Below are 15,198 nucleotides of genomic sequence, written 5' to 3'. Positions count from 1 at the left end.
GCGCCTTTTTTTGCACCCGCATCATCCAGCGGATCGGCGCGACACGCCACACGCATACAAAAAAGGAAGGGTCGACAAAGACCCTTCCTCGCTTGGCTGGCATGGCGGAACCGGCAGCGGCAGGCTGCTGGTCAGAACCGGTAGTTGAGCGTGAAGCGCCCGGTGCGGCCGAACAGCGGCCGCGCCACGCCGCGATTGCCCTGCCCGTTGGGGGCCTTCAGATCGAAGAACAACGGATCGCCCTCGGTGAACGAAAGCTGGTTGGTCAAGTTCGCCACGTGGAACTGGATCGAGAGCTTGTCGGTCAGATCGATCAACGCACCGGCATTGACGATATAGTACGACGGATAGATCGTGACATTGAGATCCTGCGAATTGGAATAGCGCGCCGAGCGATACTCGTATTGCCCATAGAGCTTGACCGGCAGCCCGGTCAGGGGCTTCATGTCCCAACGCGGCTGGATATTGAGCGTCGTGGTGGCCTGGCGTCCTTCGCGGCGGCCATCCTGGCTGACCGTGCCATACTGGTAGCTGTTCCCCACCTGGTTCACGATGGTGTAGCTGGACCCGTTGACCTTTGGATTTTGCAGCACGACGTTGGCCTTGATATCGAACCCCGGAATGAATGGCGGGCGCACCACCAGTTCGAGTTCGGTGCCATAGTTCGTGGTGCCATAGGAATAGGGCTGATAGACATTGGGGCAGGACGTGATCGTCGCCGTCGTGGCCACGGTCCCGCCGCCGGTGCAGACCGGGGCATTGATATCCTGGTAGATGTTGATCAGCGTGCGCGGCGTGAACTTGTTGTAGAAACCGGTTGCCGAGAAATCGAAGATCCGGCTCTGGAATCGGACGCCGCCTTCGTACTGGTCGATATGCTCCACCGGGTTGCCCATCGGCGCCGATTGCGCAAAGGCGACCCCATCGTTGAAGCTGGGCAGGCGGAACGATTGCGAGGCCAGCGCATAGACCGCCAGGTTGCGCATCAAACTGTAGTTGGCGCCAACCGACCAGCCATGGCCGTAATACCGCTCATCGAGATATTGCGGCGCGCCCAGGGTCTGCACTTGGGTATAGGCGCGGTTGCCCGTCTCGGCACCGCCGGGCAGGAAGCTGGTGCAGCATTGCCGGGTCTGGAAGCGGACGTTGAGCTTCTCGGTCTCCCAGCGGAAACCGGCGTCGATGCGCAGCCGCCCACCCAGCGTTTCCCAGTGATCCTGGATGAACAGCGCCGCGTTCTCCGCATCCCCACTTGCCGCGTTGCCGGCAAAACCGGGCAGATAGCTGCCATTAAGCGACAGCGCCGGGCCGACCTTGCTGCCGGCGGCGTTGACCATGTAGAGGTCGACCAGTTCGACCGGCGAAGCCAGTGTGGTGATCACCAGGCTCTGCTGGAAATTGTAATCGTCGCTGTTGGTGCTGTGATAGGCGCCCAGGGTCAGGTTATGCTTGCCCCACAGGCTGAACTCCTTCTGCACTTTCAGGTTTTGTGCCGCGCTAGAAAGCCGCGAGCGGACGATCCAGGGGATCTGGAAGCTCAGGTTGCTGCCCGCCGCAATGGGTTGGCCATTGCGGGCATAGAACGCGCCCAGCGAGCCGCCCGGCCCGGCGATATTCTGGTTTGCGCCATACTGCGCGCGCAATTGCTCGAAATTGCTGAAGCCGGCATTGATCAGCGGCGTGCGGTACTGCGCGTCGAAATCCGCCGGGCTCAGCGCGTTGAAATAGGTCGCCAGGATATTGCGGTTATAGAACGAGGCATTGTTGGGATGGCCTTCCGACGCCTGGAAATTGGCATCGAATGCGGGCTGGAGAACGTCCCCGATCCAGCGGTTGTTGAGGAACGAGGCCGCCGTGGCCGCATCGTTGCCCGCGAACATCGCATTGAAGCCCGACGTGCCCGAGGTGTAGTTCGCGTCGACATCGAAGCGCCAGCCGGAATCGAGTTCCTTGGAAAACTTGGCCGTGATCGTGGTGAAATCGGGATGGATGCCGTCGGCCAAGTCCGCCGTCGTGACGCGGCCACTGTCATCGATCTGCGTGATGTAGCGCGTGGCGGGCGAAAGCAGCGTGCCGTTCTGGAAATTGATGCCGATCGGCTTCACGGTGGACTGGTCGATCACGATCGGATTCTGCGCCGTCCCCGGCGAACTGAACCCCGGCACTTCGATCGGCAGGTTGTTGTAGACGGCCGTGCGATCGTTCAGGTGCGAGACGTAGAGGCCGAACGTGGTCTTCTCGTCGTCACTCTTGTAAGTGATGTTGCCACGAACCTGGCCACCCTTGTCGGCAGTATAGCCGGTGTCGCGCAGGCCGCCGGATGTGCGGTAGAACCCGCCGACGGCAAAGTGCAGGTTCTTGTTGATCGGGCCGGCCAGGTAGACATCGTTGCGAATGAAATCGTAGGTCGCCAGCTCCAGCTTGTAGCCGCCTTCGAAGCGGTCACCGCCGGTCTTGGTGACATAGTTGACGATGGCACCCAGGCCGTTGGAATAGAGCACCCCGCCCGGCCCGCCTTTGACCACCTCGACCCGGTCGGTCATCAGGTCGGTGGAGAAGAACACGTCGTTGTTGGCAAACGGAACGTCGGAATCCTGGTAGACCGGCAGGCCGTCGATCAGCTGCGGCGCATAGCGATAGCCGCTACTGGGCAGGCCGCGTACCGTCACGTTGTTGCTGCGCTCGCCCGCCGTGCTGCCTTCGGCAAAGAAACCGGGAATGTTGTTGAGCAGGTCCGCCGTGCTGATCGGCGCCAGCCGCTTGATATCGTCCTGACTGAGCGTGTCGATGGTGAACGTGGTATCGAGCTTGCGCGTCTTGCGCACCACGCCGGTCACCACGATTTCGGGGTTGGCGGCGCGCGCAGCCGCCGTGTCCCTGTCCTGCGCGGCATCCCGCCCGGGCGCGGCCTGCGCCTGTGCCGCCAAGGGCGCGCACAGCGCCGCAACGGACGCGGTCGCCACCAGTATGGTCATTGGCCGACTGGAACGCATGATCATCTCGTCTCCTCCCCCATTACCTGATCGTTATTGATCCGAGTCGATGGTGAAGCGGATAGAGCATCACATTGTCGACGTCGTCAATCTAAAAATGTCGACGTCGACAATGTGATGGCGGCGCAGGGATTTGCCGCTAAGGTGCGGTTCGCAATGCGGGAGTGACAGTTTGCAGACGATCAAGGACGTGGCCGCGCTGGCTGGCGTGTCGGACAGGACTGTGTCGAGGGTCGTCAATGGCGAGCCCAACATCAGCAGCAAGACCCGCGCCCGGGTCGAGGAAGCGATTGCCCGTCTCAACTACATTCCCAACCTAGCCGCGCGCATGGTCCGCACCAACCGGTCAGGGGTTATCGGGCTGATCACCGACGTGGTGTCGACCACGCCGAATTCCGTGGAAATCATCCGCGGCGTGCAGGAACGGGTCTCCCAGGCAAACCAAAGCCTGCTGATCGCCAACACATCCGGCACGGCCGAAGGAGAAAAGCGCGTTTGGCGCACATTCCAGGAGCACCGCATCGATGGCGTGCTATTCGCCACCATGTATCACCATGAAATCGACTTCGACCCGAACGTGCACAACATTCCCGCGGTTCTGGTCAATTGCTTTGCAGCGCGCGCAAACGTTCCTGCGGTGGTTCCCGACGACCGTGACGGCGGCTATGCCGCCGCGCGCCATGCCCTCGACAAGGGCCACACCTCCATTGCGTTCGTCACGCTCAACCCACTGATCCTGGCGTCGAGCCTGCGTCGCGAAGGTTTTGCCCGCGCCATGGCCGAAGCCGGCGTGCCGATTCGCGAGGAATGGATCGTGCCGGGCATATCCGGCGCCATTGGCAGCGAAACGATGCAGGCCTATGCAGCGGCGCGCCAGCTGCTGGACGCGCCGGCTGCCTCGCGTCCCACCATCATCCTCGCCGGTAACGACGAAATCGCCATGCAATGCATGTTTGCCGCAGCCAGCTTGGGCCTCGGGATCCCCAACGACATCGCCATTGTCGGTTTCGACGATTTCCGCATGATCTCGGAACAAGTGGTTCCGCCGCTCACCACGGTTGCCCTGCCCTACTACCAGATCGGCGTGCGCGCCGCAGATCGGCTGTTCGCGTTGCTGGCCGAGGCGGACGAACAGCCGACGGTGGAGCGGCTGCCCTGCCCGCTTGTTCAGCGCGCCTCGACCTGATCCAGCACGACCGGCGCCGGGCGAAGCCGCCAGGCCCTCGCGTTCGCGGCCGTTTCCATGCTCGAGACAATGCCGAACCCGGTGCTGTCCGCCCTGGTCGGATAGATGCGGAAGGACAGCGCCGCCGCATCGTTGATGAACACATCGACTACGGAATGGTCGACATAAACGTGAAAATCCTGTGGCTTGCCAAACGCGACCTCGTCAAAGGCGCCGCGCAGGACCTGCGGCCCTTCTCCGGTGGCGGCCAACGTTGAACGGCTCTTGTCGACGACGAGTTCGTGCTTGTCCGCGTCGTAATAGAGGCGCGTGGTTTCCTGCCCATCGGCAGACGCAGCCAGAATCACGCCATATTGTCCGGTGGCCGGTGGCGTGGCGAACTGGACGTCGAGCTCGATCGCATGCCCCAGATCGCCCAGATGTCGCTCCCCCACACCGGCTGCGCCGACGACGATCGCGCCGTCCGCATTGCGCAGGCTCGCCAGGGCGGGCAATGGCGACTGGCCCAACGTCCTGCCATCGGGAAGTAGGCGCCAAGCGCGCGGCAAGCCGAACGTATGCGCCCAGCCGGCCTGGCGCTGCGCCTCGGGCGTACGCCGCTCGTCGACAATGCCGATACCCACCAGGGTGCCATCGGCGGTTCGCGAAACGGTCGGGCTGAGATGGCCCGGCACCACATCCAGCATCTTGGGCTCGACGTTATCTGGCATGAACTGCGTGCCGTCCCAGCGCCCGATCCAATAGACCGCGCGCGTGGCCGGCTCGCCATATTTGCTGACCTTGCCGCCGATCGGGTTGGCCACCAGGATATAGCGGTCTGCCGCGATCTTCTCGAAGACCGGCATTTCCCAGATCTGCGAGCCGACGTCCATGGCGGCAAAGGGCGCCAACGGCGGCTGCCGTTTCCAGCATCGCCGGCTGGCCAGGTTGTCGCACCGGTAGTAGGCCAGCCCGCCTGATCCGCCCAGCGCCGCCCCCACGATCATCCGCGCCTCGCCGTTTTCGAACCACACGAATGGATCGCGCATGTCCTGCGCGCCAGTGCGGTCGATCAACGGCCCCACTTTGGTCCAGCGCAAAAGCCCCGGATCGTCGCTGATGGCCAGCGAAACGCCAGGGTTGAAGAAGGCCGCGCTGTGGTTGACGCTGGTGTAGAACGCATAGGCGAATCCGGCCGGGCCGATGACCACGTCGCCCGACCAGATGCCCTTCATGTCGAACCCGAAATCGTCGGTCTGCAGTTCCGGGCGCAGGGCCAATGGCAGATCAGTCCAGTGCACGAGGTCGTCGCTGCGCATATGGCCCCAGGTCATCAGGGTCTTGTAGGGCCCGTTGGGCGTGCGCTGATAAAACATGTGCCAGGTCGCACCACGCCGGACCAGCCCATGCGGCTCGTTGGTCCAGTTGGCCGGCGGCAGGGCGTGATAGGTGGGACGCTGCAAGTCCCCGGCAAAGCGGGAGGCAGGGACGATCAGCGATCGCACGGCCGGAGGCGGCTTGACAGTCGCGGCCGCCGCCGCCACGGCCACTGGCGGCAAGCGCCCGGCATCGACCCGCACCTCGTCATAGGCAGCGTTGAGGCCATTGATGTTGAACAGGCCAAGCGGTGCCTGTTGCCAACTGTGGGCAATCTGGAACGGTACCGCGGCAGCGCGAAACGTCGTCGGCCGGTGCTTCTGGCAGGCTACCGGCTGCCCGGACAGATAGAGGCATGCCTCCCCACTAGGCGGATCGAACGTCAGTGCGAGGTGGACCCATGCGTTGAGCGGAAACGGCCCCTTGGCCCGGAGGCGTATCGCACCAGCGTCGGTCGAGATGCGCGCGCCCCAACGGCCAAAAGCATCGATGAAGATGTCAAAGCCTCTGTCCCGCGTGGCTTGTTGCACGATCGATGCCGGAACGAGCTGGTCTACTGGCGCCTCATAGCCCGAGGGATAACTTTCCAGCGCAATCCACGTACTGACGGTAAAGCCTCGCACGGACTCCAGCGCCAGAGCACCCGACGCCCAGCTCGAGAAGCCGTCGCTGCGCCAGGCCTGTCCGACAACGCCAGGAACGAAATCCGGTTGGGGAAACTGGGTATGATACGCCGGACCGCCAGAGTCAGACGCTTCGAACGACCATGCGACCAGGGGCTTGTCAGCGATCGGCTTCGGCGCATCGGCGCAGGCAGGCCTCGTCCAGCAGGAAAGTGCGAGCACACCCAACCGAACGGCGCGATGCATGGAGGAATTCAGGGGCACGGTCTCTCCAGTCGTTCTTGGCGCGGGCTGTGCCCTTGCTTCCCGCGAAATGTGACCGAGCCCGGCAAGAGCGTCAATTGGAAAATGTCGACGTCGACAAATTGCTGTTCGTGATCTTGCGAGCGGGGATAAAACCCTCAGGCCGGCGCCGGTCCGATCATAGCGGTGAACTGCGCCTCGGCCATGGCAAATCCGTCAACGCGCGCCAGTCCGCCAAACTTGGCCATGTTCGCTCGGCGCTGACGCAACACGACATCGAGAACAAGCAACGCGCCGGGCAACACCGGCCGGGTAAACGTAGCCCGATCGATCGCGGTGAAGTAAACTAGGCGGCGCGACCCGCTCAACCCGAAGGTTTCCATCGCCAGGATTCCCGCCGCCTGGGCCAGTGCTTCAACCACGAGCACGCCTGGCATGACAGGATTGCCAGGAAGTAGGCCAGCAAAGAACGCCTCGTTCAGTGTCACCCCCTTGATCGCCACGATGCGCTCTCCTGGAACGAGCGTCTCAACCCGGTCGACCAGCAGCATTGGATACCGATGCGGCAGCGCGGCAGCGAGCGCTGCTGCGCCGATCAGGCTGGGCCCTCTACTCATGGCCGGGCGGCAGGCCGTGGCATGTCGGCCAGGGCCAGCGCCGGACTGCCTGCCGCAGCATCCCAGCCGCCACCCAGCGCGCGGAACGAGGCGATGGCGCCGCGCGCGGCGGCAGCGCGCGCCTGGACCAGGCCATCGCGGGTTTCCAGCAGGCGGCGATCGGCGTCGAGCACTTCGACCAGGCTGACCATTCCGCCCTTGTAGGCCGCCAGCGACGCGTCGCGTGCACGCGCCAGCGCGGTTTCCCCCTCGCCCAGCGCCTGGACCCGCGCTTCCTGCTGGACGAGGGAGGAGAAGGCATCCTCGACATCCTGCGAGGCGCGCAGCACCGCGAGGCGATAGGCCGCCAGCGCTTCGACATTGCGCCCCTTGGCGGCCTTGATTTCGGCATCGACCCGGCCAAAATCGAACAGGCGCCAGCGCAGCCCGAGAATGCCGCTGGCTTGCGTCGCGCCGCCCGAGAGCAGGCTGCCGGCCGAGGTTGTCGCGGTGCCGAGCAGGCCGCTCAGCGAGAACTTGGGATAGTATTCCGCCGTCGCTACCCGGATGCGCGCGTTCGACGCGGCGAGGGTGCGCTCGGCCGCGATGATGTCAGGTCGGCGGCGCAACATGGCCGCCGGCCCACCCGCCGTGGAAATCGCGGGCGGCGCGGGAACGGGAGCGCTGGCGGCAAGCTCTGCCCGCGTGGTTCCCGGCTGCACCCCGATCAGCACATCCAGCGCATTGAGGGTCATGTCCAGTTCGTTCTGCAGTGCGGGGATCGATGCCCGCACTTGCGCCAGCGCGCCTTCCGCCTGCTTCCATTGCAGCTCTGCCGCAAAGCCCTTGCGATATTGCAGCGCTACCAGATCGGCGAGGCGTTGCTGGGTGCCAAGCTGCGCTCTGGCCACGTCGAGCCGGGCCTGCAGCATTCGGATGCCGATATAGGTATCGGCAATCTGGGCGGTCACGGCCAGCCGCGCTGCCACCGCACCCGCTTGCGAGGCCTGCCAATCCGCCCTCGCCGCATCGCGCGCCGCGTCACGGCCGCCGAAGACATCGACTTCCCAGCTTGCTCCCAGGTCGAGTTCATAAGTCTGGGTCGATCGCTCGAACGACGGGAAGGCACTGCCGAGGCGGCCGATCGGCGTCTCGCGGGATTGGTAGACCTCTCCGCCCTGCCCGCTGACCTGGCCCGAGGGCAGCATCGCGGCGTTCGCGCCCTTGAGCGCGGCGCGCGCCTGGCTCACGCGGGCGGCCGCCTGCTGCAGATCGAGATTCTGCGCCAGCCCCCGCTCGACCAGGCTGGTGAGCACGGGATCGTTGAACGTGTGCCACCAGGCTATGAGATCCGCAGACGCTGCGCCTGCCGCCACCGGCCGCGCTTCCACCGCCGCGCTGCCCTGGAATGCGGTTGGCAGGGTCGGAGCGGGCGCCAGCGCTAACGGGGCATGGCCGCCTTCAGTGGCACAGCCCGCAAGCAGCAAGGGGGCGCAACCGGCAGTGATGATCAAGGGGAGCAACCGCATCTTTTCCTCGAGCCGCGAAAATTGAGTAGTGACCATTATATTATTTGGTCACTCGTTGTCAATCTACTCGGCCCGGCTTATGCTGATATCCATGTCTGATGCTACGCCCGAAACCCACACCCGCGGCCCTGCCGAACATGCCGTGCGCGACCAGATCGTCGAAGCGGCGAACGAATGCTTCGCACGCTATGGCTACGCCAAGACCACCGTGGCCGACCTTGCCCGCGAGATCGGCTTTTCCAAGGCCTACATCTATCGCTTCTTTGAATCGAAACAGGCGATCGGCGAAGCGATCTGCAGCAGCAGATTGCAGCGGATCGCCGCGGAGACACGCCAAACGGTGGATGAAGGCGGCAGCGCATCAGAACGTTTTCGCCGCATGTTCAAGACGCTGACCCAGCTTAGCGTCGCGCTTTTCTTTCACGATCGCAAGATCTACGACATCACCGCCCATTCCGCGGCGGAGCAATGGGGCTCTGCCCAGGCCTATAAGGCAACCTTGCGCGAGATGATCGAGGAGATCGTCCGGCTCGGGCGGGAGAGCGGCGAATTCGAACGCAAGACGCCGCTGGACGAGACTTGTCGCGCGATCTTCTACGCGATGATGCCGTTTGTCGATCCGCTCCACCTCGAACGCAACCTGGACTTGCTGCCCGATGCGCAGACCGAGGTTGCCAACCTGATCCTGCGCAGCCTTTCGCTCTGACTGCCCCAAGTTTTAAGTTGTGACCTATTGACAGATTGGTCACATGAAAACAAATGGACCCTCGAAATCTGGAGGAGTCCACCGTGTCGAGTCGGCCGAGCAAAATCGGGTTCGCTGCCCTCATGCTGTCCCTGCCCCTGGCTGCTTGCCACCAGCAGGAGACTGACCCGCGCACCGAGCCACCGCTTGTGCGTGTTTTGGCCGCCTGGCCACAGGATGCGGATGGGCGGGAATTCACCGGCGTGATTGCCGCCCGCGTCCAGAGCGACCTTGGCTTCCGGGTGGGCGGCAAAGTCGTCGAGCGTCTCGTCGATGCCGGGCAAACGGTGCACAAGGGCCAACCGCTGATGCGGATCGATCGCACCGATCTTGCGCTCAACACGCAATCGACACTGGAAACCGTCGCCGCTGCCCGCGCCCGCGCGGTGCAAACCGCTGCCGACGAACGCCGAATGCGCGATCTGGTCAGCGCGGGGGCCGTATCGGCATCGGCCTATGACCAGGCCAAGGCCGCCGCCGACGCAGCGCGCGCCCAGCTCTCGGCCGCCCAGGCCCAGGCCCGCGTCGCGGGCAACGCAGCGGGCTATAGTGTGTTGGTTGCCGATGCCGATGGCACGGTCGTCGAAACCCTGGCCGAGCCCGGACAGGTGGTCGGCGCTGGGCAGATCGTCGTGCGTATTGCCAGGTCCGGTCCGCGCGAGGCGTTGGTGCAACTGCCCGAAACCCTGCGCCCAGCCATTGGCTCGACGGCCCCGGCCCGGACGTTTGGCGGTGCCGCCGGCATCGGCACCTTGCGCCTGCTCTCTGACGCCGCCGATCCGATGACGCGCACGTTCGAGGCGCGCTACGTGCTGTCCGGCGATGCCGCGCGCGCACCGCTGGGTTCGACCGTTACGGTCAATCTGGCTCGTCCCGGCAATACCAAGGCAATCCAGGTTCCGCTCGGCGCGATCCGCGATGTCGGCAAAGGGCCGGGAGTCTGGGTGGTGGGCGTGGGACAGCGCACCACTGTCTCCTGGCGCCCGGTCGTCGTCAGCGGCCTTGGCGAAGAAACCGCCACCATCGCCAGCGGCCTCAACCCCGGCGACCGCTTCGTGGCGATGGGGGCGCACCTGCTGCGCCAGGGCCAGGCCGTGCGGGTGGCCGCACGATGAGCGCGCCCAACCCCGATGCCGGCTCCGGCCGCTTCAACCTGTCCGCGCTGGCCGTGCGCGAGCAATCGGTCACGCTGTTCTTCCTGGTCGCGATCATCGTGGCCGGCCTGTTCGCCTTTCTCAAACTGGGCCGTGCCGAAGATCCCGGCTTCACGATCAAGACCATGACCGTGGTCACCGCCTGGCCCGGCGCCACCGCGGCCGAAATGCAGGACCAGGTGGCCGAGCCCCTGGAAAAGCGCCTGCAGGAGTTGCGCTGGTACGATCGCAGCGAGACGTTCACTCGACCGGGCCTGGCCTTCACCACGTTGACCCTGCGCGACCAGACCCCGCCGCAGGACGTGCCGGAGCAATTCTACCAGGCGCGCAAGAAGATGTCGGACGAAGCCCCCCGGCTGCCGCGTGGCGTGGTCGGGCCGTTCGTCGACGACGAATATGGCGACGTGAGCTTTGCGCTCCTGGCTCTCAAGGCCAAGGGCGAACCCCAGCGCGACATGGCGCGTGAGGCCGAAACGCTGCGGCAGCGGCTTCTGCACGTTCCTGGCGTCGACAAGATCAAGATCCTCGGCGAACGACCTGAGCGTATCTATGTGGAATTCGCGCAGGATCGCCTGGCGACACTGGGCGTTTCGGCGCGCGCGGTGTTCGATGCCCTCAACCGCCAGAACCTGGTCACGCCGGCCGGATCGGTGGAAACCAAGGGCCAGCAGATGTTCGTGAGGCTCGATGGCGCGTTCGACGACCTCGCCAAGATCCGCGACCTGCCCATCGTGGCCAATGGCAAGACCTTGCCGCTGTCGGCAATCGCCAAAGTCGAGCGGGGCTATGAAGACCCGGCCTCGTTCCTGATCCGCAGTGAAGGCGAGCCGACCCTGATGCTCAGTGTGGTAATGCGCCAAGGCTGGAACGGCCTCGACCTGGGCAAGGCGCTCAACGCCGAAGTCGCCAAGATCCGCACCGAACTGCCGCTGGGCATGACGCTGAGCACCGTGACCGACCAATCGGTCAATATCAGCGAAGCCGTCGACCAGTTCATGCACACCTTCATGGAAGCCCTGGCGATCGTGATGGTGGTCAGCCTGGTCAGCCTGGGCTGGCGCGTGGGTGTGGTGGTCGCGGCAGCCGTGCCGCTCACCCTGGCGGTCGTGTTGCTGATCATGTGGGCCACCGATCGCGCGTTCGACCGCATCACGCTGGGTGCGCTGATCCTCGCCCTCGGCCTGCTGGTCGACGATGCGATCATCGCCATCGAGATGATGGTGGTAAAAATGGAGGAGGGCTACGATCGTATCCGCGCCTCCGCCTATGCCTGGAGCCACACCGCCGCGCCGATGCTGGCCGGCACCCTGGTTACCGTAATCGGCCTGATGCCGGTTGGTTTTGCCAAGTCCACGGCGGGGGAATACGCCGGCAACATCTTCTGGGTCGTGGGCTTTGCGCTGATCGCGTCGTGGTTCGTCGCGGTGATCTTCACGCCGTACATGGGGGTCAAGCTGCTGCCCGCGATCAAGCCGGTCTCCGGCGGGCACGAGGCGATCTATCGCACCCCGCGCTACAACCAGGTCCGCGCCGTCATTTCCTGGGCTGTGCTGCGCAAGAAATGGGTGGCGTTGGCAACGCTGGGTGCGTTCCTCATCGCCGGGTTGGGCATGGGGCCGGTGAAGAAGCAGTTCTTCCCCACGTCCGACCGCCCGGAACTGCTGGTGGAAGTGCAGATGCCCGAAGGCACCGCGATCGAGCGCACCAGCGAAGCCGCGCGCGAGGTAGAAAGCTGGCTGCGCGCGCAGCGAGAGCCCCGCATCGTGACGACCTACGTGGGACAGGGCGCACCGCGCTTCTATATTCCGCTCTCGCCCGAACTGCCCGATCCCTCGTTCGCCAAGATCATCGTACGGACCGAGAAGGAAGCGGATCGCGACGCGCTCAAATTGCGCCTGCGCGAGGCGGTGGCCAATGGCCTGGCGCCCAGCGCCCGCGTGCGTGCGACGCAGCTCGTGTTCGGCCCGCCCTCGCCGTTCCCGGTAGCGTTCCGCGTGAACGGCCCCGATCTTGCCAAGGTGCGTGACATCGCTGCCCGCGTCGAAAAGGTGATGCAGAACGATCCGGCGATGCGCACCGTCAACACCGATTGGGGCGAACGCAGCCCGGCGCTGCACATCGTGCTGGACCAGGATCGCCTGCGCGCGCTGGGCCTCACCTCCAGCGATGTTGGCGAGCAGTTGCAGTTCCTGCTCACCGGCGTCACGATCAGCCAGGTGCGCGAGGATATCCGCACGGTTGACGTGGTGGCGCGCTCGGAAGGCGGCAAGCGGCTCGATCCCGCCCGGATCGGTGACTACGTACTGACCGGATCCAATGGGCAGAGCGTGCCGGTCAGCCAGATCGGCAAAGTCGAAGTGCGGATGGAAGACCCCATCCTGCGCCGCCGCGACCGCGTGCCAACGATCACGGTGCGTGGCGACATTGCCGATGGCCTGCAACCGCCCGACGTTTCGACGGCGATGCTCGCCAAGCTGCAACCGATTATCCAGAACCTGCCCGAAGGCTATCGCATCGACATGGCCGGCTCGATCGAGGAAGCCAACAAGGCCAATGCGGCCCTGGCACCGATCTTCCCCTTGATGATCGTGCTGATGATGATCGTGATCATCCTCCAGGTGCGCAATCTCAAGGCAATGTGGATCGTGCTGCTCACCGCGCCGCTCGGGCTCATCGGCGTGGTGCCCACGCTGCTGCTCACCGGCACGCCATTCGGCTTCAACGCGATCCTGGGCCTTATCGCACTGGCCGGCATTCTGATGCGCAACACCTTGATCCTGATCGGCCAGATCCATGACAACGATCGCGCTGGGCTAGCGCCATTCGATGCCGTGGTCGAAGCGACCGTCCAGCGCGCCAGGCCGGTGATCCTGACCGCCCTTGCCGCCGTCCTCGCCTTCGTGCCGCTGATCAAGTCGGTGTTCTGGGGCTCGATGGCGATCACCCTGATCGGCGGGACGCTGGGCGGCACGGTGCTCACCCTGCTCGTCCTGCCCGCGCTCTACGCCCTGTGGTTCCGCATCACGTCTCCGGGGCCAGCCGGTCCCGGAGACGCACCTGCGGCGCTTGCAGCCTGATCCACCATCGTTCCCTTCAATGGAGACAGCCATGCCCCTGTTCCAACGATTTGCCGGCGCCGGCCGGACGATCTGGGCAGCCCTCGCGGCCATCGACGAGGCCATGGCTGCCGATCCACTCCACGACCAGACGTGCCGGTTTGCCGCCCTCGAGCAGCGTGTCGACGTGCTGGAGCGGGCGGCAACCGGAAGCCAAGCCGCGCCAGGCGCGCCCCACCCCCGCGCCTGACGCCCCCCTCGCGCACATCGCGCCAGGCAAGAACCCACGCTGACAAACAAGGATAAGCCCATGAAAAAAGTCGTCCTGCTCACCGGGGCCTCCTCCGGCATCGGCGCAGCCACTGCGCAAGCGCTCGCCGCCGCCGGCTATCGGGTGTTCGGCGGTGCGCGCCGGCCGGATGCCGTCACGGCTCCAGAAAACGTCGAATTGCTCGAACTCGATGTCTGCAAGCCCGAACAGGTTCGCGTGCCGTAGAGGAGGTGTTGTCGCGTTGCGGCCGCATCGATGTGCTGATCAACAACGCGGGCGTTTCTCTTGCCGGACCGGTCGAAGCGACCAGCGACGCCGAAGCGCTGGCCCTTTTCGACACCAACCTGTTCGGCGCACTGCGCATGACGCGCGCGGTCCTGCCGACGATGCGTCAGCAAAGCAGTGGCATGATCATCAATATCAGTTCGGTGCTCGGCTTTCTGCCCGGCCCATTCATGGGCCTTTATGCCAGCAGCAAGCATGCGCTCGAAGGCCTGTCGGAATCGCTCGATCACGAAGTGCGCGGGTTCGGCATCCGCGTCGTGCTGGTGCAGCCCGGTTTTACCAACACCAGCCTCGACGCCAACGCCACGCTCACCCAAGAGCCGCTGCCGGCCTATGAAAGCGCCCTCCAGTCGAGCCTGACGGCCGTGCAACGGCAAATCGCCGAAGGGGCGGCGCCGTCTTCAGTGGCCGCAGAAATCCTCGCCGCGATCGCCGGCAACCACCGCCTGCGCCGCCCGGTCGGTTCCGGCGCACGCATGCTGTCTGTGCTGCGCCGATTTGCACCGTCTCCGCTGCTCGACCGCGGGATCCGCAAGACCTTCGCCCTGCGCGCCTGACCATCCCAACCCTTGCCAACCGTCCATGTTCGGACGCCCTACCCGCCCAGGAGATCAGGAAATGGTTGCAGTCATCATAGCGCTTTCCCTCGGCACACAACCCCAGATCCATCATGCAGCATTCCAGCTGCTCGATCGGCAGAAAATCGCAATCGACACCCTTGTGGGAGGTTCGCACGCCCCAAGCGGCTCAGAAAATGCAAACCGAACTGCCACTCTGCCCCGCAACAGCCAAGACGCCATTGTCGCGCGCATTGTCGGATCGACGCGCAACGGTGTTGCCACCCCACGCGGCCAATCCAGCGATCAAGATCCCGACATGCAAGCCAGGATCGTCCAAGCCATCGCGGGGTAGCGACCCGCGATCGCCGGACGTCATAGGGCAAGCCTAAGCGCGCCAGAGGCGTCTCTGGCATAGGCGCCTTGAAAGCCATCTTTCCGCAATCTGTTGACATATTGCGGATCGATGGTGCTGCTAGCCCGAGCCGTATATCCGCGGCAACCTGCTCCACTCGCAGCGTTTACGAATCTGCGATGCAAATCAGCGATTGCCAGCTGTTTGGACTCGAACCTGTCCAACAAAAATTTCTAGGGTATCGATGAA

At 64.6% G+C, this 15,198-nt stretch carries 12 protein-coding genes; 8 read left to right on the top strand and 4 right to left on the bottom strand.

From position 1 onward, the window contains the following. Positions 1-131: 131 nt before the first annotated feature. A complete protein-coding gene (locus FHW94_RS00535; protein ID WP_168553864.1) occupies positions 132-2,999 on the bottom strand; it encodes a TonB-dependent receptor in 2,868 nt (955 codons plus the stop codon). Between the two features lie 184 nt (positions 3,000-3,183). On the opposite strand from FHW94_RS00535, the gene FHW94_RS00530 reads away from it, so the two are divergent. After that, positions 3,184-4,179: a LacI family DNA-binding transcriptional regulator gene (locus FHW94_RS00530; protein ID WP_168553863.1), complete on the top strand. Its 996-nt coding sequence runs from the start codon at positions 3,184-3,186 to the stop codon at positions 4,177-4,179. Here FHW94_RS00530 and FHW94_RS00525 read toward each other — a convergent pair. The 3 genes from FHW94_RS00525 to FHW94_RS00515 all read right to left on the bottom strand — a co-directional run bounded on the left by FHW94_RS00525 (position 4,161) and on the right by FHW94_RS00515 (position 8,526). Then, positions 4,161-6,158 carry a GH32 C-terminal domain-containing protein gene (locus tag FHW94_RS00525; RefSeq protein ID WP_168553862.1) on the bottom strand — a complete coding sequence of 666 codons (1,998 nt, stop codon included), beginning with the start codon at positions 6,156-6,158 and terminating at the stop codon, positions 4,161-4,163. The genes FHW94_RS00530 and FHW94_RS00525 overlap by 19 nt on opposite strands. Positions 6,159-6,559: 401 nt before the next feature. Then, positions 6,560-7,018 carry a 3-hydroxyacyl-ACP dehydratase FabZ gene (fabZ, locus tag FHW94_RS00520; RefSeq protein WP_168553861.1) on the bottom strand — a complete coding sequence of 153 codons (459 nt, stop codon included), beginning with the start codon at positions 7,016-7,018 and terminating at the stop codon, positions 6,560-6,562. Beyond that, on the bottom strand, positions 7,015-8,526 hold the full coding sequence (locus tag FHW94_RS00515) for an efflux transporter outer membrane subunit (RefSeq protein WP_210425428.1): 1,512 nt from the start codon (positions 8,524-8,526) through the stop codon (positions 7,015-7,017). Before FHW94_RS00515 ends, fabZ begins: the two co-directional genes overlap by 4 nt. Before the next feature lie 91 nt (positions 8,527-8,617). Here FHW94_RS00515 and FHW94_RS00510 point away from each other — a divergent pair, with 91 nt between their 5' ends. From FHW94_RS00510 to FHW94_RS00485, 7 genes are all read left to right on the top strand, one after another. After that, positions 8,618-9,232, top strand: a complete 615-nt coding sequence (locus tag FHW94_RS00510) for a TetR/AcrR family transcriptional regulator (protein ID WP_168553860.1) — start codon at positions 8,618-8,620, stop codon at positions 9,230-9,232. 188 nt (positions 9,233-9,420) lie between these two features. Further along, positions 9,421-10,386 (top strand): efflux RND transporter periplasmic adaptor subunit, encoded by a 966-nt coding sequence (locus tag FHW94_RS00505; protein ID WP_349237415.1) that lies wholly within the window; start codon positions 9,421-9,423, stop codon positions 10,384-10,386. Further along, entirely contained in the window at positions 10,383-13,502 is a 3,120-nt protein-coding gene (locus FHW94_RS00500; protein WP_168553858.1) for an efflux RND transporter permease subunit, read from the top strand. The genes FHW94_RS00505 and FHW94_RS00500 overlap by 4 nt, the downstream gene beginning before the upstream one ends. Before the next feature lie 31 nt (positions 13,503-13,533). Then, positions 13,534-13,731, top strand: a complete 198-nt coding sequence (locus FHW94_RS00495; protein WP_168553857.1) for a hypothetical protein — start codon at positions 13,534-13,536, stop codon at positions 13,729-13,731. A gap of 60 nt (positions 13,732-13,791) precedes the next feature. After that, entirely contained in the window at positions 13,792-13,977 is a 186-nt protein-coding gene (locus FHW94_RS23550) for an SDR family NAD(P)-dependent oxidoreductase (RefSeq protein WP_210425426.1), read from the top strand. Between the two features lie 8 nt (positions 13,978-13,985). Then, positions 13,986-14,594: an SDR family NAD(P)-dependent oxidoreductase gene (locus FHW94_RS00490; RefSeq protein WP_210425425.1), complete on the top strand. Its 609-nt coding sequence runs from the start codon at positions 13,986-13,988 to the stop codon at positions 14,592-14,594. Positions 14,595-14,655: 61 nt separating this feature from the next. Then, entirely contained in the window at positions 14,656-14,949 is a 294-nt protein-coding gene (locus FHW94_RS00485) for a hypothetical protein (RefSeq protein WP_168553856.1), read from the top strand. Positions 14,950-15,198 lie beyond the last annotated feature (249 nt).

The organism is Novosphingobium sp. SG720 (assembly GCF_012275365.1).
Lineage (GTDB): Bacteria > Pseudomonadota > Alphaproteobacteria > Sphingomonadales > Sphingomonadaceae > Novosphingobium > Novosphingobium rhizosphaerae.
Note: the sequence above shows the minus strand (reverse complement) of the source record. Positions and strands in the feature narration are given on the sequence as shown.

Coding starts and splice junctions, on each gene's coding strand:
- FHW94_RS00535 (WP_168553864.1), bottom strand. CDS start 2,999: ATGATCATGCGTTCCAGTCGGCCAATGACCATACTGGTGGCGACCGCG.
- fabZ (WP_168553861.1), bottom strand. CDS start 7,018: ATGAGTAGAGGGCCCAGCCTGATCGGCGCAGCAGCGCTCGCTGCCGCG.
- FHW94_RS00515 (WP_210425428.1), bottom strand. CDS start 8,526: ATGCGGTTGCTCCCCTTGATCATCACTGCCGGTTGCGCCCCCTTGCTG.
- FHW94_RS00510 (WP_168553860.1), top strand. CDS start 8,618: ATGTCTGATGCTACGCCCGAAACCCACACCCGCGGCCCTGCCGAACAT.
- FHW94_RS00500 (WP_168553858.1), top strand. CDS start 10,383: ATGAGCGCGCCCAACCCCGATGCCGGCTCCGGCCGCTTCAACCTGTCC.
- FHW94_RS00495 (WP_168553857.1), top strand. CDS start 13,534: ATGCCCCTGTTCCAACGATTTGCCGGCGCCGGCCGGACGATCTGGGCA.
- FHW94_RS23550 (WP_210425426.1), top strand. CDS start 13,792: ATGAAAAAAGTCGTCCTGCTCACCGGGGCCTCCTCCGGCATCGGCGCA.
- FHW94_RS00485 (WP_168553856.1), top strand. CDS start 14,656: ATGGTTGCAGTCATCATAGCGCTTTCCCTCGGCACACAACCCCAGATC.